Source organism: Allobosea sp. BK604 (genome assembly GCF_004341515.1).
GTDB lineage: Bacteria > Pseudomonadota > Alphaproteobacteria > Rhizobiales > Beijerinckiaceae > Allobosea.
Window position 1 is genome coordinate 191,475 of sequence record NZ_SLZF01000008.1, and the last position, 24,078, is coordinate 215,552.

The 24,078-nt window shown below is 65.5% G+C and carries 23 protein-coding genes; 10 read left to right on the top strand and 13 right to left on the bottom strand.

Going from position 1 to position 24,078, the window contains the following annotated elements; all coding sequences use genetic code 11:
- Positions 1-4: 4 nt before the first annotated feature.
- Together EV560_RS24145 and EV560_RS24150 are read left to right on the top strand one after the other, a co-directional pair.
- Entirely contained in the window at positions 5-538 is a 534-nt protein-coding gene (locus EV560_RS24145; RefSeq protein WP_248312175.1) for a hypothetical protein, read from the top strand.
- A 59-nt stretch (positions 539-597) separates the two neighbouring features.
- The gene (locus tag EV560_RS24150) at positions 598-951 is read left to right on the top strand and encodes a DUF2200 domain-containing protein (RefSeq protein ID WP_131858375.1); all 354 of its coding nucleotides are present in this window, start codon (positions 598-600) and stop codon (positions 949-951) included.
- An 83-nt stretch (positions 952-1,034) separates the two neighbouring features.
- Here EV560_RS24150 and EV560_RS24155 read toward each other — a convergent pair whose 3' ends face one another.
- Positions 1,035-1,412, bottom strand: coding sequence for a winged helix-turn-helix transcriptional regulator (locus EV560_RS24155; RefSeq protein WP_131858376.1), 378 nt, complete (start codon positions 1,410-1,412; stop codon positions 1,035-1,037).
- A gap of 108 nt (positions 1,413-1,520) precedes the next feature.
- Here EV560_RS24155 and EV560_RS24160 point away from each other — a divergent pair, with 108 nt between their 5' ends.
- Positions 1,521-2,657 carry an alkene reductase gene (locus tag EV560_RS24160; protein WP_248312176.1) on the top strand — a complete coding sequence of 379 codons (1,137 nt, stop codon included), beginning with the start codon at positions 1,521-1,523 and terminating at the stop codon, positions 2,655-2,657.
- Between the two features lie 102 nt (positions 2,658-2,759).
- Entirely contained in the window at positions 2,760-3,401 is a 642-nt protein-coding gene (locus EV560_RS24165; RefSeq protein ID WP_131858590.1) for an HD domain-containing protein, read from the top strand.
- A gap of 37 nt (positions 3,402-3,438) precedes the next feature.
- Here the strand turns inward: EV560_RS24165 and EV560_RS24170 are convergent, their stop codons facing one another.
- The gene (locus tag EV560_RS24170) at positions 3,439-4,143 is read right to left on the bottom strand and encodes a DUF4336 domain-containing protein (protein WP_131858378.1); all 705 of its coding nucleotides are present in this window, start codon (positions 4,141-4,143) and stop codon (positions 3,439-3,441) included.
- Positions 4,144-4,248: 105 nt separating this feature from the next.
- Complete coding sequence (locus tag EV560_RS24175) at positions 4,249-5,541, bottom strand: flavin monoamine oxidase family protein (protein ID WP_207908104.1); 1,293 nt, start codon at positions 5,539-5,541, stop codon at positions 4,249-4,251.
- Positions 5,542-5,930: 389 nt separating this feature from the next.
- On the opposite strand from EV560_RS24175, the gene EV560_RS24180 reads away from it, so the two are divergent.
- Positions 5,931-8,210, top strand: a complete 2,280-nt coding sequence (locus EV560_RS24180) for a TonB-dependent hemoglobin/transferrin/lactoferrin family receptor (RefSeq protein WP_131858380.1) — start codon at positions 5,931-5,933, stop codon at positions 8,208-8,210.
- Positions 8,211-8,482: 272 nt separating this feature from the next.
- On the opposite strand, the gene EV560_RS24185 is transcribed toward EV560_RS24180, so the two are convergent.
- The 4 genes from EV560_RS24185 to EV560_RS24200 all read right to left on the bottom strand — a co-directional run bounded on the left by EV560_RS24185 (position 8,483) and on the right by EV560_RS24200 (position 14,057).
- Entirely contained in the window at positions 8,483-9,268 is a 786-nt protein-coding gene (locus EV560_RS24185; RefSeq protein ID WP_131858381.1) for an RNA methyltransferase, read from the bottom strand.
- Positions 9,269-9,361: 93 nt separating this feature from the next.
- Positions 9,362-11,221 (bottom strand): methyl-accepting chemotaxis protein, encoded by a 1,860-nt coding sequence (locus tag EV560_RS24190; protein ID WP_131858382.1) that lies wholly within the window; start codon positions 11,219-11,221, stop codon positions 9,362-9,364.
- A 229-nt stretch (positions 11,222-11,450) separates the two neighbouring features.
- Positions 11,451-12,590: a dipeptidase gene (locus tag EV560_RS24195; RefSeq protein ID WP_165923598.1), complete on the bottom strand. Its 1,140-nt coding sequence runs from the start codon at positions 12,588-12,590 to the stop codon at positions 11,451-11,453.
- A 219-nt stretch (positions 12,591-12,809) separates the two neighbouring features.
- The gene (locus tag EV560_RS24200; protein WP_131858384.1) at positions 12,810-14,057 is read right to left on the bottom strand and encodes an NAD(P)/FAD-dependent oxidoreductase; all 1,248 of its coding nucleotides are present in this window, start codon (positions 14,055-14,057) and stop codon (positions 12,810-12,812) included.
- Between the two features lie 260 nt (positions 14,058-14,317).
- Between EV560_RS24200 and EV560_RS24205 the strand changes: the two genes are divergently transcribed.
- From EV560_RS24205 to rpe, 3 genes are read left to right on the top strand one after another with little or no spacing between them, the layout of a single operon-like run.
- Positions 14,318-15,286: a sodium:proton symporter gene (locus EV560_RS24205; protein WP_131858385.1), complete on the top strand. Its 969-nt coding sequence runs from the start codon at positions 14,318-14,320 to the stop codon at positions 15,284-15,286.
- A 46-nt stretch (positions 15,287-15,332) separates the two neighbouring features.
- Positions 15,333-16,022, top strand: a complete 690-nt coding sequence (locus tag EV560_RS24210; RefSeq protein WP_248312177.1) for a glutathione S-transferase family protein — start codon at positions 15,333-15,335, stop codon at positions 16,020-16,022.
- A 42-nt stretch (positions 16,023-16,064) separates the two neighbouring features.
- Positions 16,065-16,748 carry a ribulose-phosphate 3-epimerase gene (gene rpe, locus EV560_RS24215; protein ID WP_131858386.1) on the top strand — a complete coding sequence of 228 codons (684 nt, stop codon included), beginning with the start codon at positions 16,065-16,067 and terminating at the stop codon, positions 16,746-16,748.
- Between the two features lie 109 nt (positions 16,749-16,857).
- On the opposite strand, the gene EV560_RS24220 is transcribed toward rpe, so the two are convergent.
- Entirely contained in the window at positions 16,858-17,214 is a 357-nt protein-coding gene (locus EV560_RS24220; protein ID WP_131858387.1) for a DUF1428 domain-containing protein, read from the bottom strand.
- 194 nt (positions 17,215-17,408) lie between these two features.
- Between EV560_RS24220 and purB the strand changes: the two genes are divergently transcribed.
- Entirely contained in the window at positions 17,409-18,716 is a 1,308-nt protein-coding gene (gene purB, locus EV560_RS24225; RefSeq protein ID WP_131858388.1) for an adenylosuccinate lyase, read from the top strand.
- A gap of 28 nt (positions 18,717-18,744) precedes the next feature.
- A complete protein-coding gene (locus tag EV560_RS24230; protein WP_131858389.1) occupies positions 18,745-19,314 on the top strand; it encodes an RBBP9/YdeN family alpha/beta hydrolase in 570 nt (189 codons plus the stop codon).
- A 189-nt stretch (positions 19,315-19,503) separates the two neighbouring features.
- Here EV560_RS24230 and EV560_RS24235 read toward each other — a convergent pair whose 3' ends face one another.
- From EV560_RS24235 to livM, 5 genes are all read right to left on the bottom strand, one after another.
- Positions 19,504-20,619 carry a branched-chain amino acid ABC transporter substrate-binding protein gene (locus EV560_RS24235; RefSeq protein ID WP_131858390.1) on the bottom strand — a complete coding sequence of 372 codons (1,116 nt, stop codon included), beginning with the start codon at positions 20,617-20,619 and terminating at the stop codon, positions 19,504-19,506.
- Between the two features lie 148 nt (positions 20,620-20,767).
- Positions 20,768-21,121 (bottom strand): DUF6867 family protein, encoded by a 354-nt coding sequence (locus EV560_RS24240; RefSeq protein WP_131858391.1) that lies wholly within the window; start codon positions 21,119-21,121, stop codon positions 20,768-20,770.
- A gap of 13 nt (positions 21,122-21,134) precedes the next feature.
- Positions 21,135-21,860, bottom strand: coding sequence for an ABC transporter ATP-binding protein (locus EV560_RS24245; RefSeq protein WP_131858392.1), 726 nt, complete (start codon positions 21,858-21,860; stop codon positions 21,135-21,137).
- Positions 21,857-22,696, bottom strand: coding sequence for an ABC transporter ATP-binding protein (locus EV560_RS24250; RefSeq protein ID WP_131858393.1), 840 nt, complete (start codon positions 22,694-22,696; stop codon positions 21,857-21,859). The genes EV560_RS24245 and EV560_RS24250 overlap by 4 nt, the downstream gene beginning before the upstream one ends.
- Positions 22,696-24,078 carry a high-affinity branched-chain amino acid ABC transporter permease LivM gene (livM, locus tag EV560_RS24255; protein ID WP_131858394.1) on the bottom strand — a complete coding sequence of 461 codons (1,383 nt, stop codon included), beginning with the start codon at positions 24,076-24,078 and terminating at the stop codon, positions 22,696-22,698. Before livM ends, EV560_RS24250 begins: the two co-directional genes overlap by 1 nt.

Consider the following 24,078-nt stretch of genomic DNA (forward strand, 5'->3'; position numbering starts at 1 on the left):
TGGCATGGATCGACGCGATCTCGTCATCCTGATCGGTGACACTCCCGGTTGTCGGCTCCGGAACAGACTATTGGAGGCAGGCCTGATTTGGCGGGGGCTCTGGAAGATATGGACCATCGACAAGCCGGCGGCGCTGGGCGACTGGCTGTGGGACGTGTTCGTCGTGCAGTTCGCGGCCTTTCTGGACCGCTTCACCTGGCGGCATGTGGTCGCGCTCCTGCCATTCGTCTTTCTCGTCATTGCCTACGAGCACGGGATTCCGATTCCGCCGGAATTTGCCCTGGTCGGTGAATTGCTGGCCTATATCGATATCGTCTCGCTCCTCTTGCTGGTCGGCTTCCTGAGCCGGGCAAGCACGGTCCTCTACCTGGTCAGGCAAGCGGCGGCGCGGACGCTCAGCCTTGCCGGCCGCATGACGCAGCGGCACGATGCGCGCCATGGACGCCAGGGAGGCGCTCGGAACCGGACGCGGCGGGGCAATGGGGGCCAGAACGATGATGACGGCGGTGCAGTTTTCCAACCGTTGGCCTGGGCCTGACGCGCCAGAGCATTTCCGCGGCAAAGCCGGCCGAATATTGCGGCCAGGAGCAGGGTCTGATGGCTAAACACAGGATCTATACGACGAGCGTCGCAAGCGTCTATCCGCTATACGTCGCCAAGGCGGAGAAGAAAGGGCGCACGAAAGCAGAGGTCGATCAGGTTTTCTCCTGGCTCACGGGGTATGATCAAAAAGAACTGGAAGCCGAATTGGAAAAGCGGACGGATTTCGAGACGTTTTTCGCCGCTGCTCCCAAGCTCAACCCTTCGCGAAACCTCATCAAGGGCATCGTTTGCGGTGTCCGGGTGGAGGATATCGAGGAGCCGACGATGCGGGAGATCCGCTATCTGGATAAGCTGATCGACGAACTGGCGCGGGGAAAGGCGATGGAGAAGATTCTGCGGCAGAATTGATGCAGGGGAATCCGAAGGGGCAGCTGGCAGCGAGGGGCGCCGGAAGCGGATGGTGCTTGTTGCCTTCCGACAGTTGATCGGCGTCAGCTATTCCGCTCGCGAACAACGGCAGAGCAGGGCACCAGCCTGTGCTCCTCGTCGAGTTCCCTGGCGTGATGGGCGCCCCATTCGATCAGCGAATCCAGGATGGGCCTCAGGCTCTCACCGAGCGGGGTGAGCAGATACTCGATCGCCTGACGGTCTCCGGCCCTGGGTTGCCGGCTGACCAATCCGTGTTCCTCGAGCGCCCGCAGTTGCTCGATCAACACCTTCTGCGAGACGCCGACAATGCGCTGCTCGAGGTCGCAGGTCCGTTGCGGCCCGTCCAGCAGCACATAGAGCAGGATCGCTTTCCAGCGCCCGGAGAGGACACCCAGCGCCCGCTCCACCGGCAGGCCCGGCAATCTGTTGATGATCTTCATGCGCCACCACTGACCAAACGGTTCGTAGATGGGGATGGCTAGCGGAGATTAAACCGTCGATCCAAGTCAACCAGAGGCAGATCGATGGCAAACCTGTTCGAATCTCAAATGCTTGGCGGCACCGTTTCGCTGAAGAACCGCATCGTCATGCCGCCCATGACGCGCACCCGCACATCCGAGGGCGACATCCCCAACCAGCTGATGGCGACCTATTACGGCCAGCGAGCCGGAGCCGGCCTGATTGTCGCCGAGGTGGCCGACGTCGCGCCGTCCAGCAATGGCTACGCCATGACGCCGGGCATCTACACGCAGGCCCAGTTGCAGGGCTGGCGTCTGGTGACCGATGAGGTCCATCGCAAGGACGGCACCATCTTCCTGCAGATCTGGCATGTCGGCAGAATGGCCCATCCCTCGCTCATGCCGAATGGAGAGGCGCCCTGGGGCGTGACCGAGGCACGGGCCGAGGGCTCGGATGTCTTCGCCCATGATGCCGAGGGCAAGCTCGGCTACATGCGGGCGGGCACGCCGCGCCGCCTCGAGACGGAAGAGGTATCGGCCCTGGTCGGCACCTTCGCCCAGGCCTTCGCCAACGCGCGCCAGGCCGGCTTCGACGGCGTCGAGCTCCACGCGGCCAATGGCTATCTGTTCGACCAGTTCATGAACTCGGTGCTGAACACGCGCACCGATCGCTATGGCGGCGGCAGTGTCGAGGATCGCACGCGGTTCCTGATGGAAGCCGTCGATGCGGCGGTTCGCGAATTGGGCCCGGGACGCGTCGGCGTCCGCCTCGCCCCGTTCGGCACGTTCAACTCCATGCCGGAGGACCCGCTCGCTGAAGAGACATTGCTGTACCTCGCCGAGCAATTGGGCCGCCGCGGTGTCGCCTATATGCACCTGGTCTACGAGCTCATGCCCAAGGGGAACATGGAGAGCGCGACCTTCGAGAAGCTCCATCTCGACCATGCGGTGCTTGCCAAGGTGCGGGCGGCGTTTCCGGGCGCGATCATCTGGTGCGGTGGCTTCACCAGCCGTGAAGGCGCTCAGGACGCGCTCGACACCGGGCTGGTGGACCTGATCGCCTTCGGCAGGCCCTTTATCGGAAATCCGGACTTGCCCGAGCGCCTCAGGCACGGCTGGCCGATAGCGGTGGCGGACCGATCGACCTATTATACGCGCCGCGGCGAGGTGGGTTACACCGACTTCCCGGCCTATCGGATCGAGAGCGCTGCATGCGAGGCAGCCTGACTGCAACGGCGGGCCGAGCAGGCGTGCAGCACCATCTGCCGACGCCTGCCGCGTCCGGCCAACGCCGCCGCGCCACCCGCGAATCCCAAGGAAAAGCCGATGATGGTCGAGCCGATATCGGGCGTGCGCATCCCGGACAGCAAGCTTGCGCGGGACGTCACCCAGCTCATTCGGGACACCGAGAGCGAGCTGCTCTTCCATCATTCGGCCCGGGTCTATTTCTGGGGCGCCATCACCGGCAACCGGCAGGGCCTGAATTTCGATCCGGAACTGCTCTACACGGCCGCGATGTTCCACGACCTCGGCCTGACCGCGCGCTATGAAGGCAGCCAACTCCGCTTCGAGGTCGATGGCGCGAATGCTGCGCGCGATTTCCTGCGGAGCCGCGGCATTTCCGAGGGTGATATCGAGACGGTCTGGAACGCGGTGGCCCTGCACACGACGCCGGGCATTCCGGAATTCATGCGCCCGGAAATAGCGCTGGTTCAGGCCGGCGCCGGCATGGACGTTGCCGGTCGCGGCTATGAGCAATTCACCGACGGGCAACGCGAGGCGGTGATCGCGGCCTTCCCGCGCGAGCCCGATTTCAAGCACGGCATCATCGACGCGTTCTATCAGGGCATGAAACACCGGCCGGCCAGCACCTTCGGGACCTTCAACGACGACGTGCTGGCGTTCAAGGACCCGGGTTTTCAGCGGATCGATATGTGCAGCGTCATCCTTGCTTCGAAGTGGCGAAGCTGAGGGCGCCCCCCCGCTGCGGCGAGTCCGGGGCCAGCGATCATTCCAGCCAGCGGAACGCGCGACGGATGAACTCCCGTCCCGTTCCAAGAACGGGTTCGCCATGGGCCATGAGCACGTTCTCGGCGGGCCAGGCCAGGATGGTTTGAAGCGCAGCGCGAGCGGCGCGCCGGTCGGTGAAGGCGAGGCGAAATTTCCGCGGCACGGCGGGCTCGGTGCCGGTCATGAGATCCAGGCGGGCGACGACGGCGCGCCAGCCCTTGAACCATCCGGGGCGGAACTGCTGGACGAGATCGGTGAACAGGACCGTGCCGCTCTTGCGGTGAAAGAACACCACCTCGATCGTGATCCGGTTGCCATGCATGATGGCGAGATCGAGATCCTCCGCCCAATCCGCGATCGAGGTGTCGTCGAGATCGCCGTCGAAACGGATATCCTTGCGCTTATCGCGCAAGCCGGGCGGGGCATGGACCTTGGCGTCGGGATAGGCCTTTTGCCACTCGCTCAGGAAGACATGGTGCAGCGAATTGGGCGGGACGAGGTAGCGGACCTCGCCCAAGGCGCCCAGCTCTGCGCGAAGCGCGTCCGAGAGCGCCACCGGCGACCAGATGACGACGCCGCCGCTGGATAGTCGGATCACGGCCATGCGTGTCGGGTATTGAAAGCTGGCCGCTGCCGTGACGGTCGGCCCCTGCGCAATCCAGATCTCCGGACCGAACAGCTTTAGCGCAGCGGCATTCGGCATGGGCACAGGCTCACGGTCCGGGCGGCATCGACCAGCGCATGATGCCGGGGCGAGCGCGTGTCGGGAAGGGGTTGGACGTGGCCTCGGACCCCGCGCAGCTGCAGTTCAAACCTTGATCCGCGCCACCGCCGCGGCCGCAGTCCGTCCGGCCAGGGTCGCGCCGCCGACCGTCATCGCGCCGCCACCGGCCGTCGCTTCGCCGGCGAGCCAGATGCGCCCGCCGATCGGCTCGGCCAGCCGGTCGCGAGCGCTCTCCTGGCCGGGCAGGCAGACCGAGTAGGAGCCGTGCGAGAACGGGTCGGTCCACCAGGCCGGGAAGCTCGTCGCCTTCACCGTCTTGCGGAACTCCTCGCCGATCATTTTCGCCAAGAGATCGACCGTGTGCGCCTCGGCCTCCTTCGGCCCGGCCAGCGAGAGCTTGCGGGCATAGTCGCCGCCGAAATAGCCGATGATGATGTCCTTGCCGTCCGGGTAGAGGTCGAAATTCATCATCTCCTCCGGCGCGCCGGCTTCGAGATAGCTCGTGCCGGGCGTGATGCCGAAGCGGTCGCCTTCCATCCGGAAGGCGATCTTGGTCAGCGCGCCCATGACCATGCCGTTGAGCGCATCGCGCGTACGCGCCGGCAGCTCGGGCGTGAAGCGGATCGCGCCGGCCTTGAGCACGCCGACGGGTACGGTGACGATGCAGGCACGCGCCTTGAGCGTGCCCGAGCGCGTGGTGATCTCGACGCCCGGCCCGTCCCAGCGGATGGCGCTGACCGGCTCGTCGAGGCGGATATCGAGGCCTTCGCCATGGCGCGAGACGAGGTTGCCGTAGCCGGTGGGCACGATGAAGTCGTCGCCCGACCATAGGCGCTGGTAGTCGCGGGCCGAGATGCGGCCTGATTCCTCGCCGATCGAGAGCAGCAGGCCGGAGGAGGCGATCGGCGCGAGGTCGGGCCCGAGATCGCCGAGCAGCTCCGCCACCGACATGTCGCGTTTGGTGATGTCGACCGTCTCGAGCCTGCGGTCGATCTGGTTGAAGACGCTGCGCCGGCGCAGCCGATCGGTCTCTGGCATCGGCTTGCCATTGGCGAAGAGCTGGAAGCCGCCGCCCCAGGGCTCGTTCGGCGTGGCGATGCCGAGATCGGCGGCGATCTTCACCCAGGGGTTCCGTTCGGCCCAGTGAATATACATCGCGCCGGCATCATAGGCGGGGCCGAGCGAGGCGTCGGTGAAGGCACGCCCACCGGCGCGCTTGCGCGCCTCGAGGATGACGACCTTGCGCCCGACGGCCCTCAATTCGCGCGCAGCGCTGATGCCGGCCGCGCCGGCGCCGATGACGACGACGTCGAGATCGGCCGCAAAGGCCCGCTCGCGCGTGCCGACGATATTCGCGGCAAGCGCGCTAGTGCCCATGAGGAAGGTCCGGCGGTCGAGCATTGCTGATCTATCTGCGGGCTTGGGCGCATGATGCGCCGCTCTTTGTGCGTTGCAATACACAACTGCTTTTGCGGCCGGATCAGGGCGATCACGAGATGGGGAGCGGGCGCGAGCCGGACGCGGCCATGAGGGCTATGCGGCTGCAGTCGCTATAAAAATTCTAAGATGAGCGAAGAATCTGCGTAGTTTTAGATTGGAATATTTCTATAGTTTGCGTTGCCGTGCAGTCGTCATTGACAGGGTGAAATATCATCAATATCCGATCTGAGCCTTAACTTACAGTATAGGCGCTGTTTACATCAATTATAAATCTAAAGATCACCCATTCCAGTTGGGTGATCTCTTCGACTAAGCGGGGTTGGGCGATGAGCGAGCATTCCGGCAGGTTACGTTACGGCGTAGCGCTTGGAACCTTGATGGTGTTCTTGGCTGCGGTTCCAGCGGGAGCGCAGCAACGACCGAGCGCGTCGTCGCCAGCCGCGAACCCGTCCGACGCGCCGGTGGTGCTCGATCCGATCACGGTCCAGGGGGAGGGCGAGTCGGGCGCGCCGCTGGTGACCGGGCCGACCACGACCCGTACGACGCGCGAGGATCTCGACCGGCAGCAGGTTCAGAGCGTCAACGATCTCGGCAACCGGCTCGAGGCCGGCATCGGCCTGAACCGCGCCAATAACAGCATCAGCATCCGTGGCCTCGACGGTCCGCGCGTCCTGACCACGATCGACGGCATCCGCCAGCCCTTCCTGGTCGACACCCGCATCAACCGTGGTGGCGCCAACGCGTTCGATTTCGACTCGCTGTCGACGATCGACCTGCTGCGCGGCGGCAGCGGCGCCGCCACGGTCGGCGGCGGAGCGCTGGGCGGCGTCTTCGCCGTGCGCACGCTCGATCCGAAGGACCTGCTCAGGAACGGCCGCAATTTCGGCGCTTTGGCCAAGACCGGCTTCGACACCACCGACGATGCCTGGTTCGGCAGCGCCGCCGTCGCCGCCCGCCTGCAGCAGACCTATTTCTTGCTGCAGGGCAGCCTGCGCCAGGGCCACGAGATCGAGAACCAGGGCACGGTCAATAGCTTCGGCCCGACCCGGACCATGCCGAACCCGGTCGATTTCAATCAGTACGGCCTGCTCGCCAAGATCCAGCACTATGTCGATGACGTGCACCGCTTCGGCCTGACAGCGGAGCTGTTCAAGCGCAAGGACGACATCAAGCCTTATGGAACCACGACCCTGACCGGCAATATGCGGCCCGGCAGCTGGTTCACCGGCGAGGAGGTCGAGCGCAACCGCGTCTCGCTGTCCTATGACTTCAAGCTGCCCGGAGCCTTCGTCGACGAGGCCCATGCGACGCTCTACTGGCAGCGCCTGGTGCGCAATGACACCGCCGATGGCTATCGCTGGACCAGCATCGTCGGCCCCTATACCCGGGACAACGAGAACGAAGAGAACGCCTACGGCTTCAACGGCCATATCATCAAGAACTTCCAGACTGGCATGTTCTCCCACGGGATCACGGCCGGAACGGAGTTGCGCATGACGCGGCTGGAGCAGTTCTCGGCGGGATACGACATGTGTCCGCCGCGTCCGACGTCCGGCCTGTTCACGGGCGCTTTCGCCACCTGCAACAACCTGCACACCAACCAGGCCGACATGCCGAAGATCGACGGCAAGCTCGCCGCCTTCTACCTGCATGACGAGATCGGCATACTCGACAACAGGCTGCGGATCACGCCCGGCCTGCGCTACGACTGGTACGAGGAAGTGCCGCAATACACGCCGGCCTATAGCGCCGGCGGTTCGCGGCCGACCGGTTTGCCGCCGTCCTCCAGCGATTCAGCCTGGTCGCCGCGGGTGCGCCTCGAATACGACATCGTGAAGAACGCGCCCTGGGTGAAGGACGTGACCTTCTTCGCGCAATGGGCCAAGTCCTTCCGGCCGCCGACCGCTAACGAGCTCTATAGCCGCTTCGGTGGTCCGGGCACCTATCTGCGCATCGGCAATCCCCTGCTGCGTCCGGAAGTCGGCAACGGCATCGATGTCGGCTTCCGCTTCGGCGACCAGTCGCTCGGCGGTTCGGTGACCTATTTCCACACGAACTACCGCAACTTCATCGATACCGTGCAGCTCGTCCCGCCCGGTGGCGACTATCCCCAAGGCGGCATCACCAGCTACCGCAACATTCCGAAGGCCGAGATCCAGGGTATCGAGGCCAATCTGCGCTACTCCTTCGCGGAGCATTGGTATGCGCGCGGCTCGTTCTCCTTCATTCGCGGCCGCGACAAGAGCAACGACACCTTCCTGAACTCGATCCCGCCGATGCAGGCCATTGTCGGTGTCGGCTACGCCAATACGACCTGGGGCGCCGAGGTCTTCGCCAAGTTCGCCAGCGATCGTGACGATGTCGCCGCCGGCCCCGGCCTGAGCTCCGGCTTCAAGGCGCCGGGCTATTCGGTGTGGAACGCCAGCGCCTGGTGGCGCCCGATGCCGCAGATCGCCGATCTCGAGCTGCAGGTCGGCGTCTACAATATCTTCGACGAGAAGTATTTCGACGCGGTCGCGATCCCGGTCGGCGTGCTGGCGCAGCCGCGCGACTATTACAGCGAGCCCGGCCGCACGGTGAAGGCGACGATGAAGTACCAGTTCTAAACGAGAGAACTCGAGACCCTCTCGATCAGGCCGGCGTTCGCGCCGGCCTTTTTTCTTGAGGCGCGGGGGACCTCTTCTCCTGAATGAGGGAGAGGAGGCGGCCCGCCGTCAGACGTTTTTGCGCGCCCTTGCCGTCATGCTCGGCCTTGTGCCGAGCATCCATGTCTTGAACACCGGCCTCGACGAAGGAAGACGTGGATGGTCGGGACAAGCCCGAGCAAGACGGGGGAACCGGTTCGGTGGCCGCCCTCATCCTCAGGCGTTTCGTGCGCCTATCGCTCTTCCTTCGGCCCGCCGACCAGCGACTTGAATACGCCGCGCAGGGTGCGGGCCTCCTGCTCGGTCATCTCGAGCCGGTGCAGGATGTCGCGCAGGTTGGCGGTCATGATCGGCTTCTTGCCGGCCGGGAAGAAGCCGCAGCGGTCGAGCTCGGCTTCGAGATAGTCGAACATCGAGAGGATGGTGGCGCGGCTCGCCGGCGGGGAGGCGTTGTTCTCGCGGAAAGGCGGCTCGCCGCCGGTCGCCTTGAACCATTCATAGCCGGTCAGCAGCACAGCCTGCGCCAGGTTGAGCGAGGCGAAGGTGGGGTTCACCGGGAAGGTCAGGATCGCATCGGCAAACGAGATCTCCTCGTTGGTGAGGCCGATGCGCTCGCGGCCGAACAGGATGCCGACGCGCTCGCCGGAGCCGAGCCGCTCAGCGATCGGCGGCATCGCCTCGGCCGGCGTGACGACGCGCTTCATCTGGCCGCGCTCGCGGGCGGTGGTGGCGAGCACATAGTTGAGGTCGGCGATGGCGGAAGCCGCGTCCGGGAAGAGCCGCGCATTGTCGAGCACATGGGTGGCGCCCGAGGCGGCGGAGGTCGCGCCTTTCTTCAGCCCGCCGCCGGTCGGCCAGCCGTCGCGCGGGGCGACGAGGCGCATCTCGGAGAGGCCGAAATTCGCCATGGCGCGGGCGCACATGCCGATATTCTCGGCGAGCTGGGGCTCGACCAAGATGATGACGGGGGCTGCGGCCTCAGCGGGCGGGCGGGTGCGGTCGGTGCCGGAGCCGGGCATGTAGTATCTGCTTCGTCTTGGGATCGGGCTCGTGGGCCCGATCCTATCAGGTGTTGATCAGAGCCGCTTCAGGCGCTGCGGCGCAGGCCGAAGTCAAGCCTGGCCTCCGGAGCGAACTCGCTTGTGCGCCTCGCCGGGGCAACCGTCGCCCTTGATCCGGAAGCTGGAGACCAGCCCATTCAGGCGCTGGATCTGGCCGGTGAGCGAGCTGGCGGAGGCCGCGCTTTCCTCGGCCAGGGCGGCGTTCTGCTGGGTCATCTCGTCCATATGGGCGACGGTCTGGCTCATCTCGTCGATGCCGTTCGCCTGCTCGGAGGACGCGGCGGAAATATCCGACACCGTCGCCGAGACTTTCTTCGAGGCTTCGACGATCTTGCCGAGCGCCTCGCCGGCAGAGCGGACGAGGCCGACGCCTTGCTCGACCTCGGCGCCCGATTCGCTGATCAGAGCCGTGATGTCCTTGGCGGCGTCGGAGGAACGCTGGGCGAGGGTGCGGACCTCGGAGGCGACGACGGCAAAGCCCTTGCCGGCATCGCCGGCGCGGGCGGCCTCGACCGCAGCGTTGAGGGCGAGCAGGTTGGTCTGGAAGGCGATCTCGTCGATCACCGAGGTGATGTCGGAGATCTTGCGCGAGGCGGCCTCGATCCGCGTCATCGCCTCGACGGCTTCGGTGACGATCGCACCGCCCTTTTCGGCGACCTGCATCGCCTCCTCGGCGAGTTGCACGGCCTGGCGCGACGAATGGGCCGAAGCCTTGACGGAAGCGGCGAGTTCTTCGGTCGTGGCAGCGGTCTCCTCCAGCGAGGACGCCTGCTCCTCCGTGCGCTTGGAGAGGTCGTCGGCGCCCATATTGATCTCGCGGGCGGCATTGGCGACGTCGACCGAGGTGGTCTGGATGGTCGCCACGGTCTCGGAGAGGCGGTTGACGGCGCGGTTGAAGTCGTCGCGGAGCTTCTGGTAGTCGGCCGCGACCTGGGCATCGATGCGGTAGGTCAGGTCGCCCTGGGCCAGCATGTCGAGCCCGGAGGCGAGCAGGCCGACGACCTGCTGCTGCTCCCGGGCGAGCGCGGCGCGCTCGGCCTCGACGCGCTGGCGCTCGGCCTCGTTGCGCTGACGCTCGGCTTCCGCAAGGCGGTTCTGCTCCGCGGATTGTGCCTCGAGGCGGCGCATCTCCAGCCCGTTCTCCTTGAAGGTGAGTACGGCTCTAGCCATCGCGCCAACCTCGTCGCGACGGGTCTGGCCGGGAATCTCGGCGTCGAAATCGCCATTGGCGAGACGAACCATCGTGCCTTGCAGTCCGGCGAGCGGGTTGGTGATGGTCCTGGCCGACATCCACATCGCGGCGGCGAGGCTGACCAGGAGCCCCAGAATGCTGAAGCCAATGACGGCCATGACGATCTGGTCGGTGGAGGCGCTCAGCGCGTTGCTGGTGTTCTCGGTGTCCTTGGTCAGGTTGTTGTTGAGCTCGGTAATGGCGCGGATGACGTTACGCAGTTTGCCGTCGACCTGATCCATCACGGCGAGCGCCTTCTCGTTCTCGTCGCGTCGGCCGAATTCGATCGCCTGGTTGACGCCGCCGCGGATGTCGCTGATCTGCCGGATCAGCGCATCGTAGTCGGCGCGGAGATGGGGCAGGTAGGACTGGCCCTCCTTCAGCAGGTCGAGCGACTGGCCGTAGGAGCGCTCGCCCTGGGCCTCGGCATCCTTGATGGCCGGCGAGTTCAGAGGATAGGCGATCACCTTGTAGGCCTGGGCCAGGATGTCGGTGGCGGCGCGCGAGGCGCGGGCGGTCGCGAAGATCGCCTTGCTGCGGGCATTGATCAGGTCGGAATACGTCTCGTCGACCTTGTGCAACTGCATGCTGGTGAGGATGGTTGCGACGAGCCCTATCAGGCCGACAAAGAGCATCGCTCCCGCGATCTTGAAGCTGATGCGGATATTGTTGAGGTTCATAGCAGCGACCGCCTGGCGTCCGGAATGCGGAGGAGTGGAACGGTCGGAATCCTCTGATTTCAGATTTAATAAACTATAAAATGCGCTTGAAATCCTGAGATTTTTTGGCTTCAGCCGCGAAAAATCTTCATTTCGCGCACGTGCAGATTGTGCCCGAAATAAGGCGATTCAGATTGCGATATGCCGGGCGGGCGCCGACTCAATTGCGGCGCCCGTCTTGGCCTCTATCCTAGCCTGACTTCTGCTCGACAGCGCGCAGCACGCGGAGCGTATTGCCGCCGGCGAGCTTCTCGAGATTCTCCTCGGACCAGCCGCGGCGGATCAGCTCGGCGATCAGGCCGGGGAAGGTCGAGGTGTCCTCCAGCCCCTCCGGCACGGCGCCGCCGAAGAAGTCCGAGCCGATGCCGACATGGTCGTGACCGATGCGCTTGGCGAGATAGTCGAGATGGTCGCAATACTGCGCCAGCGTCGCCTTCGGCCGTGGGCCGGACTTGGCCACGATCTCGGCCTCGGCCTTCTTGTAGTCGAGCCCGTCGGGCGTCTTGCCGTACCGGTCCTTGGCGGGGCGATGCCAGTCGCGCGAGGCCTGGCTGATGAAGTCGGGCACGAAGGTCGCCATCACCACCCCGCCCGAGCCTGCCACGCGGTCGAGCACGTCGTCGGGCACGTTGCGAGGATGATCGCACAGGGTGAAGGCGTTGGAATGCGACCAGACGACCGGAGTGCTGCTGACATCGAGCACGTCATGCATGACCTTGTGCGAGACATGGGCGAGGTCGACGACCATGCCGAGCCGGTTCATCCGCCGGATCACGTCCTTGCCGAAGGCGGTGAGCCCATTGTGCCTGGGCGCATCCGTGGCGGAATCGCACCAGTCATGCGTGCCGTTATGGCAAAGCGTCATCAGCCGCACGCCGAGGGCGTAGTAGGCGTCGAGCGCGTCGAGTTCGTTGTCGATTGCCGAGCCGTTCTCGATCGTCATGAACAGCGCGATCTTGCCGTCAGCCTTGGCGGCCTCGACATCGGCCGCCGCGAGGCCGGGGCGGAAGACTTTCGCGTGCTTGTCCATGACCTCGCGCATCAGCGCGATCTGGGCCAGGGCGAAGCCGGCCGGCTTGGGATGGTTCGGCGGGACATAGGCGGCAAAGAACTGGCCGGCGAGCTTGCCGTTCTGCATGCGCGGGATGTCGGTGTCGGTCTCCGCATGGACCTTGTCGAGCCCGTAGGCGCCGACATCGCCCTTGGCCTCGCGGTGCAGGCGGATGACATAGGGCAGGTCGTTATGGCCGTCGATCAGCGGCGCGCGCTCGAGCAGGGCGAGCGCGGCGGCATAGGCATTGTCCTGAACCGGAGGGGAGGCGAGAGCCATGGCACACCTTGGGGAGGGAATCGAGAACGGCCGGGATCGTGGCAGGGACTTGCCGTGAAGGCGAGGGGGCATGGTGCATGCCGGCGTCCCGCACGCGCCTCGCGGCAGGCCTGCCGCTGCGCGAACACGAGATCGCGGAGATAAAGACGCCTTGTTCGTAATGCGGTCCCGCATCTGCGTAGCAGCATTTCATGCTGCAACGCGTGCGGGATGACGCCCTTACCCGAACCGCGCCGGCGAGAACGGCGCCGGGTCGACGAAGACCTTCTCGTTCGTCACCATCTCCGCCACCATCCGCCCGGTCACCGCGGCCAGCGTCAGGCCATGATGGGCGTGGCCGAAGGAGAACCAGAGGTTCCGATGCTTCGGCGCCCGGCCGATGATCGGCATCATGTCCGGTGTGCAGGGGCGGGCGCCGAGCCAGGGCTCGGGGTCGATGCGCTCGCCGAGCGGGAAGAATTTCTTGGCGATCGGTTCGGCCCGGCCGAGCTGGACTGGTGTCTTCGGCGCATCGCGCAGGGCGAATTCTGCGCCGGTCGTCAGCCGGATGCCCTTCAGCATCGGCGCCAGGAAATAGCCGCGCTCGGTGTCGAGCACCGGGTGGTTGAGCACGGCATTGCCGAGCGGCTTGTAATGCATGTGATAGCCGCGCTTGACCGCGAGCGGCAGGTTGTAGCCGAGCCGGTTGGTGAGCACGTCGGCCCAGGGGCCGAGCGCGACGACGGCATCATGCGCGCTCGCCCGCGTACCGTCGGCGAGCGTGACGGCCCATTCGTCGCCATCCTGCGTCAAGCTGCCGGCATCGCCCTGGCGAAGCTGGCCGCCGAGCGCCTCGAACAGCGCGACATAAGCCTTGGACAGGCCAAGCGGATCGACCACGGTGACCGGGTCGGTCCAGTGCAGGCCGCCGATCAGGCTCTGCTCCAGATGCGGTTCTTCGGCGCGAAGCGTCGGGACGTCGAGCGCCCGGTAGTTCAGGCCGAATTCCTTGTTCCAGCGGGCGGCCTCGGCAAGGCGGGCATCCTGCTCGGCCGGTGTGCGGAAGACCTTCATCCAGCCCTTGCGGCGCAGCAGATGCGTCGCGCCGGCCTCGTTCGCCAGCGCGTCATGCTCGGTGACGCAATGTTCGATCAGCGTCGCATATTGATGAGCGATCGCCTCGTGCTTCGCGGCGCGCGAATGCATCCAGTAGGAGAACAGGAAGGGCGCGAGCTTGGGGATCGCGTTCCAATGGTAGGAGGCGTCGATCGTGTTGTTGCGGGCGTAGCGCAGCAGCGCGCCGAAATCATGCGGGAAGCCATAGGGGTAGACGCCCTCGCGCTGGATCAGCCCGGCATTGCCGTAGCTCGTCTCCTCGCCCGGCCCGCGACGATCGACCAGCAGCACAGAGCGGCCGGCCTTCTGCAGATGAAGCGCCACCGCAATCCCGACGATACCCGCGCCGAGAACGATCGTATCGGTCCGCATTGTCTGCTCCTCGCCAGCCTTGCCCACTCATAAAAATACCGCGTCGGGCGAACTGTCAGCGGCACGGCGCATTTTTGCGAGCATCCAGCAAAAGTTTCGCAAGATTTGCGCCATCCGGGTCGAATGGCCCGCTATGGGTCGCAAGAGGCGTGCCGCGACGCAATTTTCTGCATGCGCAGGGGAGGGCTGCCGGAACGGCTGATGACGCGGTGAGAGCGATCAGCCAAGGTGACGCAAATTCCGTTCCGACTCGAGCCTTCATGTTCTCGCGTTTCGCCGCTTTTCTCGCCTGGCTCGGCCGCTACGGCACGCAGGGTTTCGCGCTCTCGATCTTCCTGGGGCTCGCGCTGCCCCAATTCTCGTCCGCCGCGCGGCCGCTCCTGCCGGTGACGATTTTCTGCTTCACCACGGTGGTCTTCCTGCGTGCCGATTTCGGCATCATCGCCGGGCTGATACGTCGGCCGGCGCGGCTGATCGCAGCCTGCCTGTGGCTGCTCGCCGCTCCGATGCTGATCGTCGGCCTTGGCCTCGTGCTGGTCGGACGGGCGGCGCTCGACCCAGGCCTCGTGCTGGGTCTGGCGATCATGTGCGCGGCGCCGCCGATCATGTCCTCGCCGGCGGTCGCGATCATCTACGGTTTCGAGCCCTCGCTGCTGATCGCCACCACGATCCTGACGACGCTGCTCAGCCCGATCGTCGCGCCGCTCGTCGTCGAGCTGGTCGCGGGGGCGGCAGTGCCGCTCGACCGTTGGGCGCTGACGCTGCGGCTGATCTATTTCATCGGCGGCGGCATCGTCGTGGCGGCGATCCTGCGGCGCGTGCTCGGCGGGGAACGCATCCGCGCGATGAAAGCCAACCTCGATGGCTTCGGCGTGCTGATGTATTTCATCTTCGCCATCGCGGCGATGGACGGCGTCACGCGGGCTGCGCTCGAGCGGCCGACGCAGGTCCTGACCTTCCTGGCGGTCACCTTCGCCATTGCGGCCAGCGGCCTGGTGCTCGCCAGCCTTTTGCTGCGGAATCTGAAGCTGCCCGAGCGCTTCATGATCGGTTACGGCACTGGCCAGCGCAATATGGGCCTGCTCGTCGCCGCGCTGGGTGCGGGTGTCCCGCCGACCACCTTCCTCTATTTCGCGTTGGCGCAATTCCCGATCTACCTGTTGCCCTGGCTGCTGCGCGGCGTCGCGGCGCGGATCAGGCGCGCGGAAAAGCCTGCTGACGCGGGCTGACGGCGGTGCCTGCGAGGCTCCAGCCTATGAAAGGAGCCTCGCAACCATGATCACGCTCTATTCCGGGCCGCTGAGCCTGTTCTCCCGCAAGGTCGAGATCGCGCTGCGCGAGAAGGGGCTCGGCTTCGAGCGCGTCATGGTGCCGTTCAACCAGACGACGGGCTATGATCCGAAGCACCCTGAGGTCACGGCCCTGAACCCGAAAGGGCAGGTGCCGGTGCTGACCGATTGCGGGCTGGTGCTCTACGATTCCACCGTGATCATCGAATATCTCGACGAGGCCTATCCCGAGTTGCCGCTGCTGCCGGCCTCGCCGGCCGATCGCGCCCGCTGCCGGCTCGACGAACTCTATGCCGACGAGATCCTGTTCAGCGCGCTGCGCCCGCTGATGCACCGGACCAGCCCGCCGACATCCGACCAGACCAGGCGCATGGCGCAGGAGGCTGATGCGCTGATCGCCGAGGCAGCGCTGTCGCGGCACTACGCCGTGCTCGACGAACGCCTGGCCGGTCGCGAATTCTTCGCGCAGAACCTCTCCGTCGCCGATATCGCGCTGTTCATGAGCGTGCTGTTCTCGCAGCGGCTCGGCGGGCCGTCGCTCGCCGGCTTCTACGGGCTCGCCATGTGGTACGAGCGGCTGTCGAAGCGCCCGGCCTTCGCGCAGGTCGCGGCCGAGATCGCGGAGGCGGACCGGCGCCTATCCTTTCCGGTGAAGCGCGCGCTGAAAAGCGCCTGAGCGCGATTGCCGTCGCTGTCCGCGGGCGATAAACCGCAGGCCATGACAGCTCCGATCCGTATCGCCCCCTCGATCCTCTCGGCCGATTTCGCCAAGCTCGGCGAGGAGGTCCGCGCCATCGACGCCGCCGGCGCCGACTGGATCCATTGCGACGTGATGGACGGGCATTTCGTGCCGAATATCAGCTTCGGCCCGGGCGTGCTGCAGGCGATCCGGCCGCATACGTCGAAATTCTTCGACGTCCACCTGATGATCGCCCCGGTCGACCCCTATATCGAGGCCTTCGCCAAGGCTGGCGCCGACCTGATCTCGGTTCATGTCGAGGCCGGGCCGCATACGCACCGGACACTGCAGGCGATCAAGGCGCAGGGCAAGCAGGCCGGCATCGTGCTCAATCCGGGCACGCCCGAGAGCGTCGTCGAACCGCTGATCGGGGATATCGACCTGATCCTACTGATGAGCGTCAATCCCGGTTTCGGCGGGCAGAGTTTCATCCGCTCGGTGCTCGAGAAAATTGCGCGGGTGCGCGCGCTGATCGGCGAGAGGCCGATCGCGCTCGAGGTCGATGGTGGCATCACGCCGGAGACCGCACCGCTCGCGGTCAAGGCCGGCGCCGATGTGCTCGTCGCCGGCTCGGCAGCGTTCAAGGGCGGGCCGGCGAACTACGCCGCCAATATCGCCGCGATCCGCAAGGCGGCCGAAGCCGCCCGCGGCCAGTGGGTCTGAGGCCGTCTCAGAGCATTTCCGCGTTTCTCAGAAGCGCGGAAATGCTCTCTCTATTTGTGTCGACGCATTTTCTTCACGCGAACCGGTAGCGACTTCGCTCGAAAATGCCCTAGGCGCCGAGATCGAGCTGGGCGAAGCCGCCATAGATCAGGCGCTTACCATCGAAGGGCATTGGGTTGGCATCGGGCTGCATGCGCGGGTCGGCCATCATCTTCTCCCAGCCGGCGTCGCGCACCTCCTTGCTCGGCCATTCCACCCAGGAGAAGACGACGATCTCGTCCTCCTTCGCTTCGACGGCACGGAAGAAATCAGTCTGCTTGCCGCGAGGCACGTCGTCGCCCCAGCATTCCGAGACGCGCGTCGCGCCATATTCCTTGAAGAGGGGCGCGGCCTTGCTGGCGTGCTCGATATAGGCCTGGCGATTGGCGGCGGGCACGGCGGCAACGAAACCATCGACATAGGACACGGGACTTCCTCCTTTTCTCGCTGCTGCCTTCGCAGCATGCTCCCACAGGCGAGGCGGCAGGCCTCGGCTCTTCATGCTAGCCTCGGGACTGCCCGGGCCTGTCAGCAGGCCGTGCCTGGCACGGCAGCCATTTCGTCCCGGGCCCGCGCGTGCTAGCAGCGCGGTGACATTTTCTCAGTTTACAAGAGTGCGCAATGATCCCCCGCTATTCCCGCCCCGAGATGGTCGCGATCTGGGAGCCGCAGACCCGCTTCCGGATCTGGTTCGAGATCGAGGCGCACGCCACCGACAAACTGGCCGAGCTCGGCGTGGTTCCGAAGGAGGCGGCCGCGACGATCTGGGCCAAGGCCAAGGACGCGACCTTCGACGTCGCCCGCATCGACGAGATCGAGCGTGTCACCAAGCATGACGTCATCGCCTTCCTGACCCATCTCGCCGAGATCGTCGGGCCGGAGGCGCGCTTCGTCCATCAGGGCATGACCTCTTCGGACGTGCTCGACACCACGCTGGCCGTACAGCTCTCGCGTGCGGCGGATATCCTGATCGCCGATGTCGACGCGCTGCTCGCCGCGATCAAGCGCCGCGCCTTCGAGCACAAGTTCACGCCGACAATCGGCCGCTCTCACGGCATCCATGCCGAGCCGGTGACCTTCGGTCTCAAGCTGGCGCAGGCCTATGCCGAGTTCGACCGCTGCCGCGCGCGCCTGGTCGCGGCGCGCAAGGAGATCGCGACCTGCGCGATCTCGGGCGCTGTCGGCACGTTCGCCAATATCGATCCTCAGGTGGAAGAGCATGTCGCGAAGATGATGGGGCTCGCCGTCGAGCCGGTCTCGACGCAGGTGATCCCGCGCGACCGGCACGCGATGTTCTTCGCCACGCTTGGCGTCGTCGCCTCCTGCGTCGAGCGGCTCGCGACCGAGATCCGCCATCTCCAGCGCACCGAGGTCTATGAGGCCGAAGAGTTCTTCTCGCCGGGCCAGAAGGGCTCCTCGGCGATGCCGCACAAGCGCAACCCGGTGCTGACCGAGAACCTGACCGGCCTTGCCCGCCTCGTGCGCGGCATGGTGACGCCGGCGTTGGAGAACGTCGCGCTCTGGCACGAGCGCGACATCTCGCATTCCTCGGTCGAGCGCATGATCGGCCCCGATGCGACGGTGACGCTCGACTTTGCGCTGGCACGGCTGACCGGCGTCGTCGACAAGCTGCTGATCTACCCGCAGAACATGCGCCGGAACCTCGACCGGCTCGGCGGCCTGCATAATTCGCAGCGCGTGCTGCTGGCCCTGACCCAGGCGGGAGCGAGCCGAGAGGAGAGCTATACGTTGGTCCAGCGCAATGCGATGCGGACCTGGGAGCACGGCGAGGATTTTCTCACCAATCTAAAGGCCGACAAGGACGTGACGGCGCGGCTCTCGGCCGCCGAGCTCGAGGCGATGTTCGACGAGGGCTATCACTTCAAACAGGTCGACACGATCTTCCGGCGGGTCTTCGGGGAAGCTTGACCTCGCCCGGCGGAAAGGTGCTTTAGACATGAAATCCTCCGACGCCGACATCCTCATCATCCCCGGCTGGTCGGGCTCCGGGCCCGGACATTGGCAGAGCCGCTGGGAGGCCAAGCTCACCACGGCAAGGCGTGTCGAGCAGGACGACTGGTACAAGCCGCAGCGCGAGGTTTGGGCGAACCGCATCGTGGCGGCGGTGCGCGCCTCGACGCGACCGGTCGTGCTGGTTGCGCATTCGGCCGGGGTCAGTGCCGTGGCGCATGCGGCCGAGCATCTCAAGCCGGGGGAGGTCGCAGGTGCTTTCCTGGTCGCGCCGGCTTCGGAGAGGGCCAAGCGCGCCATTCCCGGCATGGCGGCGGATTTCATTGCCCTGAAGCGCGAGAAGCTGCCGTTTCCATCCGTGCTGATCGCCAGCGCCACCGACCCCTATTGCTCGCAGGAAGAGGCGAAGGAGCTCGCCGAGGCCTGGGGCGCCGAATTCGTCGATGCTGGCGATAGCGGGCATCTCAACACCGAGTCCGGCCACGGCCCCTGGCCGGACGGGCTGCTGCGCTTCGCAGGCTTCCTCAAGAGCCTGACGCCGAGCCGGCCGCACTGAGCCATCGGTCATTGCGAGGAGCGTAGCGACGAAGCAATCTAGGCGACTGTGCGCGCCTCCCTGGATTGCTGCGCTGCGCTCGCAAAGACGGTATCGTCCTGACGATCCGCGACTTCGACCCGCCCAAAGAAAAACCCGCCCCGGATCGCTCCGGCGCGGGCCTGTTGCCTCGACGTCAGCTAGTCGAGATCAGTTCTCGACATAGGTGATCTTGCCGTCGGCACCCTTCTTCCAGGTGTAGACGGTGTAGTCCGGACGGGTGATGTCGCCCTTCTTGTCGAAGGCGATGTCGCCGATCACGGTCTTGACCGGCTGGCCGCCCTGCAGCACGGCGGCGATCTTCTTCGGATCGGTCGAGTTCGCGCGCTTGGCGCCCTCGGCCATGATCTGGACCGCGGCGTAGCTGTAGAGCGTATAGGCTTCCGGCTTGAACTTGCGGGCCTCAAACTTCTTGAGGACGGCGGCCGCCTCCGGACGCTTCTGCGGGTCCGGCGGGAAGGTCATCAGCGTGCCTTCGACACCCGGGCCGCCGATCGTGGCGAACTCGTCGGTGGTGATGCCGTCGCCCGAGACGAGCACGGTCTTCAGGCCCTGGTCGCGCATCTGGCGCACGATCAGGCCGCCTTCGGTGTGCAGGCCGCCCCAGTAGAGATAGTCGGCACCGGCCGACTTCAGCTTCGAGACGAGGGCCGAGAAGTCCTTCTCGCCGGCGTTCACGCCTTCATAGAGCACTTCCTTGACGCCGCCGGCATTGAGACCCTTCTTCGTCTCGTCGGCGAGGCCCTGGCCATAGGTCGTCTTGTCGTGGACGATGGCGATCTTCTTGTCCTTGAAGTTCTTCAGGAGATAGGCCGAGGCCACGCCGCCCTGCTGGTCGTCACGACCGCAGGTGCGGAAGGTGTTCCACAGGCCGCGCTCGGTGATCTTCGGGTTGGTGGCCGAAGGGCTGATCATCAGCAGGCCGTTCTCGGCATAGACTTCCGAAGCCGGCATGGTGACGCCGGAGTTGAAGTGGCCGACTACCCACTTGACGCCGTCGCCGACGAACTTGTTGGCGACCGAGACGCCCTGCTTCGGATCGGAGACATCGTCGCCGACCGAGACGGTGATCTTCTGGCCCAGCACGCCGCCGGCCGCGTTGATGTCCTCGACCGCCTGCTCGACACCGTTCTTCAGCTGCGCGCCGAAGGCCGCGTTCGGGCCGGTGATCGGGCCGCCGACGCCGAGCTTGATCTGGGCGTTCGCTACGCCCGAGAAGGCGAGGACCGCGCCAAGGGCGATACCGCCCAAGAGCAGCTTCTTCATGAGATGGGACTCCCCTGTATTGTCACTAGGAACGGGCCAAAGTTTCGGTCCGTCTCGGCGCGTGAGCCACCGTGAAATGCAGTCTTGCGCTTTTTCAACGGTCTGTCACGCGGCAAGCTCGATGGTGTTTTCGGTCTTTCGGAGGGGGTTAAGCGCCCTCTCGCGCCTTCCATGTGAAGGGCCCCGTGCGCTCGTAGAGCCAGCGGTATTGCGTCGTCATCTGACGCGCGCGGTTATAGCGCCAGCCGGCAAATCCGAAGGCCATCAGCACGATGGTGTCGATGATGTAGTAATGCGGCGTCAGCAAGGTCGCCTGGAACAGGGCGAAGTGGATGAAGCGGATCACCAGCCCCAAAATCAGGATGTAGAGCACGAGCTGATAGTTCGGCCGCCAGGTGATGGCGACGGCTCGGCCGGTCATCCACGCCGCCCAGCCGCCCATCACCACGGTGACGAGCAGAAAGAGCCAGATGGTCGGTTCTTCGTAGAGGATGCCTTGCATCGTCGCGTATTCCCTAGTGCCGCCCGCCTTCGAGATAGGCTGCGCGAACCTGCGGATTCGCCAAAAGCTCCTGGCCCGAGCCGCTCATGGTGATGACGCCGTTGACCATGACATAGCCCCGATGGGCGAGCTTCAGCGCATGGAAGGCATTTTGCTCGACCAGGAAGACGGTGAGCCCCTGCGTGCGGTTGAGCTCGCGGATGGCCTCGAAGATCTGCTTGACGATCAAAGGCGCGAGGCCGAGCGAGGGCTCGTCGAGCAGGAGCAGCTTGGGACGGGCCATCAGGGCGCGCGCGATCGCCACCATCTGCTGCTCGCCGCCGGAGAGCGTGCCGCCGCGCTGCTGCAGCCGCTCGCGGATGCGCGGGAAGAGCTGGCAGATCTTCTCGAGATCCTCCTCGAAATGGGCGAGGTCGCGCACGGCCGCGCCCATTTGCAGGTTCTCGTAGACGGTCATGCGCGGGAAGATGCGCCGGCCCTCGGGCGACTGGGCGATGCCGATGCGGGCGATCTCGTGGCTCGGCATCCTGGTGATGTCGCGCCCGTCATAGGTGATCGTGCCTTCGCGCGCCTGGGGATTGCCGAAGATCGTCATCATCAGCGTCGATTTTCCGGCGCCGTTGGCGCCGATCATCGTGACGATCTCGCCGGGATGGACGTCGATATCGACGCCCTTGAGCGCGATGATCTTGCCGTAGAAGGTCTTGACGCCGCGGACGGCGAGGAGCGGGGCGCTCATTGCAGGCCAACCTCCGCCTCGACCTTCTCGACCTCCTCGTCGTCGACGCCGAGATAGGCGGCGATGACCTTGGGATCGGCCTTGACCTGGGCCGGCGTGCCGTCGGCGATCTTGGTGCCGTAATCGAGCACCACGACATGGTCCGAGATCTCCATGACGACGGACATGTCGTGCTCGATCAGGAGCAGGGCGGTGCCCATCTCCTTGCGGATCGAGAGCAGGAGGGTGTTGAGGTCGTGGCTCTCGCGCGGGTTCAGGCCGGCGGCCGGCTCGTCCAGGCAGAGCAGGACCGGGTCGGTGCACATGGCGCGTGCGATCTCGAGCCGGCGCTGGTCTCCATAGGGCAGATCCGCCGCAGGATCGTCGGCGCGGTCGAGCAGGTTGATCTTCTCAAGCCAGAAGGCGGCCTTGTCGATCGCCTGCTGCTCGCGCGCCTTGTAGCCGCCGATGCCGAGCACGCCGAGGAAGGTGAAGCCCGAGGCGATCATCAGCGGGTTGTGCTGCGCGATCAGCAGGTTCTCCAGCACGGTCATGCCGCCGAACAGGCGGATGTTCTGGAAGGTGCGGGCGACCTTGGCCTTCCAGGAGATGCGGAAGTCCGGCATGCGCTCGAGCAGGTAGCTGTCGCCATTATCCTGCGTCAGCGTGATCATGCCTTCGGTCGGCTTGTAAAAGCCGGTGATGCAGTTGAACACCGTGGTCTTGCCGGCGCCGTTGGGGCCGATCAGGGCGGTGATATCACCCTTGCGGGCCTCGAAGGAGAGGTCGTTGACGGCGGTCAGGCCGCCGAAGCGCATCGTCAGATGCTCGACCTTGAGCAGGGGAGCGGTGGTCATCAACCGTGCCCCTCCTGGACGAGATCGGCGGAGATCGCTTTCTTCTCCTTGATGAAGGCGGTCGGCTCGCGGGTCGAGATCAGGCCGCGCGGCTTCCAGATCATGATCACGACCATGGCGAAGCCGAAGATCAGCATGCGGTACTTGGTCGGGTCGAAATCGGCGCCGAAGATCACCTTCAGCCATTCGAGCTCGCGCAGCAACTCGGTGCCGCCGATCATCGCGGTGGCGGCGATGGCGCAGCCCCAGAGTGAGCCCATGCCACCGAGCACGACGATGGCGAGGATCACAGCCGATTCCATGAAGACGAAGGATTCAGGCGAGATGAAACCCTGGCGCGCGGCGAAGAAGGAGCCGGCGAAACCGCCGAACATGGCGCCGAGCGAGAAGGCGGTGAGCTTGGTATTGGTGGTGTTGATGCCGAGCGAACGGCAGGCGATCTCGTCCTCGCGCAGGGCCTCCCAGGCGCGCCCGACCGGCAGGCGGCGCAGGCGCAGCGTGACGAAGGCGGTGAGCAGCGCCAGGCAGAGGATGACGTAATAGAGGAAGATCGTCCGGTAGAGCGGCGAGAACTCGAGCCCGAAGACAGCGGCGAAGCCATTATCGGCCGCCGTGAACGGAATGCCGAAGAAGGTTGGTCGCGGGATGCCGGAGATGCCGGCATAGCCGCCGGAGAAATCGACCCAGTTGACCAGGACGAGCCGGATGATTTCGCCGAAGGCGAGCGTCACGATGGCGAGATAGTCACCGCGTAGACGCAGCACGGGGAAGCCGAGCAGCATGCCCCAGAAGGCGGCGAGGATGCCGGCCATCGGCAGCAGGATCCAGAAGGACAGGCCGAAATTCTTGGCGAGCAGCGCGTAGGAATAGGCGCCGACAGCATAGAAGGCGACATAGCCGAGATCGAGCAGGCCGGCGAGGCCGACGACGATGTTCAGCCCCCAGCCGAGCATGACGTAGATCAGGATCTGGACGCCGAAATTGTCGATCCATTTCAGCGCGCCGCCCCAGCCCGCGAGCGTGATCGCGATGATCGGGAAGGTGATGAGGAAACCGAGGCCCACCAGCGAGAACAGGCGCGAATGGCCCTGCAGCCGGGCGAAGGTGCCATGCGGCAGGATACGGACGATGGTGCGGCCTTCGCCCTTCTTCTGCTGGCGCAAAGCCATCAGGAAGCGGCCGACGAAGACGATGGCGACGGCCCAGGCGACGGTGTCCCAGCGCGGATCGAGCACCAGCACGTTGTCGAGATTCTGGCGCGTGCCCCAGGCGATGATCGGGATGCACAGGCCGAAGGTGATCAGCGCGGCGAAGGCGGCTTCCTTCAGCGCCGCCATCATGTTGGCCTGGCGGGCGGCAGGAGCGGAGACAGGGGTCGCCAT

Coding starts and splice junctions, on each gene's coding strand:
- EV560_RS24145 (WP_248312175.1), top strand. CDS start 5: ATGGATCGACGCGATCTCGTCATCCTGATCGGTGACACTCCCGGTTGT.
- EV560_RS24150 (WP_131858375.1), top strand. CDS start 598: ATGGCTAAACACAGGATCTATACGACGAGCGTCGCAAGCGTCTATCCG.
- EV560_RS24155 (WP_131858376.1), bottom strand. CDS start 1,412: ATGAAGATCATCAACAGATTGCCGGGCCTGCCGGTGGAGCGGGCGCTG.
- EV560_RS24160 (WP_248312176.1), top strand. CDS start 1,521: ATGCTTGGCGGCACCGTTTCGCTGAAGAACCGCATCGTCATGCCGCCC.
- EV560_RS24165 (WP_131858590.1), top strand. CDS start 2,760: ATGGTCGAGCCGATATCGGGCGTGCGCATCCCGGACAGCAAGCTTGCG.
- EV560_RS24170 (WP_131858378.1), bottom strand. CDS start 4,143: ATGCCGAATGCCGCTGCGCTAAAGCTGTTCGGTCCGGAGATCTGGATT.
- EV560_RS24175 (WP_207908104.1), bottom strand. CDS start 5,541: ATGGGCACTAGCGCGCTTGCCGCGAATATCGTCGGCACGCGCGAGCGG.
- EV560_RS24180 (WP_131858380.1), top strand. CDS start 5,931: ATGAGCGAGCATTCCGGCAGGTTACGTTACGGCGTAGCGCTTGGAACC.
- EV560_RS24185 (WP_131858381.1), bottom strand. CDS start 9,268: ATGCCCGGCTCCGGCACCGACCGCACCCGCCCGCCCGCTGAGGCCGCA.
- EV560_RS24190 (WP_131858382.1), bottom strand. CDS start 11,221: ATGAACCTCAACAATATCCGCATCAGCTTCAAGATCGCGGGAGCGATG.
- EV560_RS24195 (WP_165923598.1), bottom strand. CDS start 12,590: ATGGCTCTCGCCTCCCCTCCGGTTCAGGACAATGCCTATGCCGCCGCG.
- EV560_RS24200 (WP_131858384.1), bottom strand. CDS start 14,057: ATGCGGACCGATACGATCGTTCTCGGCGCGGGTATCGTCGGGATTGCG.
- EV560_RS24205 (WP_131858385.1), top strand. CDS start 14,318: ATGTTCTCGCGTTTCGCCGCTTTTCTCGCCTGGCTCGGCCGCTACGGC.
- EV560_RS24210 (WP_248312177.1), top strand. CDS start 15,333: ATGATCACGCTCTATTCCGGGCCGCTGAGCCTGTTCTCCCGCAAGGTC.
- rpe (WP_131858386.1), top strand. CDS start 16,065: ATGACAGCTCCGATCCGTATCGCCCCCTCGATCCTCTCGGCCGATTTC.
- purB (WP_131858388.1), top strand. CDS start 17,409: ATGATCCCCCGCTATTCCCGCCCCGAGATGGTCGCGATCTGGGAGCCG.
- EV560_RS24230 (WP_131858389.1), top strand. CDS start 18,745: ATGAAATCCTCCGACGCCGACATCCTCATCATCCCCGGCTGGTCGGGC.
- EV560_RS24235 (WP_131858390.1), bottom strand. CDS start 20,619: ATGAAGAAGCTGCTCTTGGGCGGTATCGCCCTTGGCGCGGTCCTCGCC.
- EV560_RS24240 (WP_131858391.1), bottom strand. CDS start 21,121: ATGCAAGGCATCCTCTACGAAGAACCGACCATCTGGCTCTTTCTGCTC.
- EV560_RS24245 (WP_131858392.1), bottom strand. CDS start 21,860: ATGAGCGCCCCGCTCCTCGCCGTCCGCGGCGTCAAGACCTTCTACGGC.
- EV560_RS24250 (WP_131858393.1), bottom strand. CDS start 22,696: ATGACCACCGCTCCCCTGCTCAAGGTCGAGCATCTGACGATGCGCTTC.
- livM (WP_131858394.1), bottom strand. CDS start 24,078: ATGGCGACCCCTGTCTCCGCTCCTGCCGCCCGCCAGGCCAACATGATG.